Consider the following 1511-nt stretch of genomic DNA (forward strand, 5'->3'; position numbering starts at 1 on the left):
GCCCCCCGCTCAGCCGGCCCACTGACCCGACAGGAACAGCAACGCCACTCCCGCCATGACCGGCGCGACGCAGCAGACGTAGACCGTGCGCACCGCCGGGCGCCGGGCGGCCCACGCGCCGAGCATCGTCCACAGCGGCCACCACAGGAGCATGGCGCGCGGGACGGACATGAACCACGTGGTCGTGCCCAGCGCCAGCAGCGAGAGGGCGACGTAGAGGGCTTCGGGCCAGCGGCGTTTCACCAGCAGGAGCGCCGTCAGCCCGAGCCCCACGACCACCGCCAGCAGCTCCAGCTGGAAGACCCACGCGGTGTGCCCCGCCTGGCTGGCCTCGAAGGCCGCGCGCCAGGTCTGGTCCCATGCGTACTTCGGGTTGCGGAACGTGCGGAACCAGCCGGCGGCCTGCGCGTGCTGCCACGCGAGCCAGTCCCCGGTGTCGCGGTGGAGGTAGAGCACGTAGGCCGCGACCGGCAGGGCTGGCACGACGAGCAGCGGCGCCTGCCACCACCTCCGCCGAGCCCGCCCCGCGAGCACGAACTCCAGCGCGATGGCCGCCGCGAGGAACAGTCCGTTCACACGCACCGTACTGGCACCCGCCGCCAGCACGACGGCGCTCGCCCAGCGATCGCGCCGCGCAGCCGCCCACGCCGAGAACGCGAACGCCGCGAACAGGCTCTCGCTGTAGCCCGCCGCGAGGAATACGGCCGCCGGCGCGAGGGTGAAGAAGAGCGCGGCGTTGGCGGCGGCCTGGTTGGCTCGGGCGCGGACGGCTCGGGGGAGGCTCGGCGCGGTGTGGGGAACAGAGATCGGCGCGGAGTCCGGAACCTCAGCGTGGCTGAGGGCGGCGTGGTTGAGCGCCGCGCCCGCGACCTCCTGCGCCGCCAGCCGCCCCAATGCCACCGTCGCGACCGCCCCGGCCACCGCCGACACGACCAGCCCGGCGGCGACCCAGTTCCACACCAGGAGGTGGGTCAACCACATGGCGACCGGAAACCCCGGGAAGAAGGCCACGTGCCTCGGGTCGGTCCCCGGCGCGAAGTACCAGTGCTGCGCGATGCTGGTGAAGATCCCCTCGTCCCAGCGGTCCCAGCGCGCCAGCCAGGGCCCCGGCGTCGTGGCAGCGGTGGCGAACACCCACGCGCTCATCCACGCCAGCACGATCATCCCGAGCCGCGTCGCACCCCACGCCGCCAGCGCCGCCCGGTCCCCATCGCCGAGCCTGCGCCGGGGACGCCGGGCAGCAGACCGCACACGGCCATCGCTCTCCAGCACGGCCCGCGACTGCCAGCCGCTGCTGTCCGCCGAACGGGCCGCCAGCGCGCCATCCTCTAGCCCGCCGCCGCCAAGCCCGCCGCCATCCAGCCCGGCCTGTGACTGCCAGCCGCTGCTCTCTGTCGAACGGGCCGCCAGCGCGCCGCTATCCAGCGCGCCATCCTCTGGCCTGCCGCTGCCAAGTGCGTCGCCGCCAAGTGCGTCGCCATCCAGTGCGGCCCGCGGCTGCCAGCCGCTGC

1 protein-coding gene is annotated in these 1511 nt (G+C 74.5%); it reads right to left on the reverse strand.

Features of this window, described 5'->3' with window-relative positions; translation table 11 throughout:
- Nucleotides 1–9 precede the first annotated feature (9 nt).
- A partial coding sequence (locus GWK61_RS54505; RefSeq protein ID WP_228564567.1) for a mannosyltransferase family protein occupies nt 10–1511 on the reverse strand: 1502 nt, incomplete at its 5' end.

This window comes from Catenulispora rubra (assembly GCF_015356825.1).
GTDB lineage: Bacteria > Actinomycetota > Actinomycetes > Streptomycetales > Catenulisporaceae > Catenulispora > Catenulispora rubra.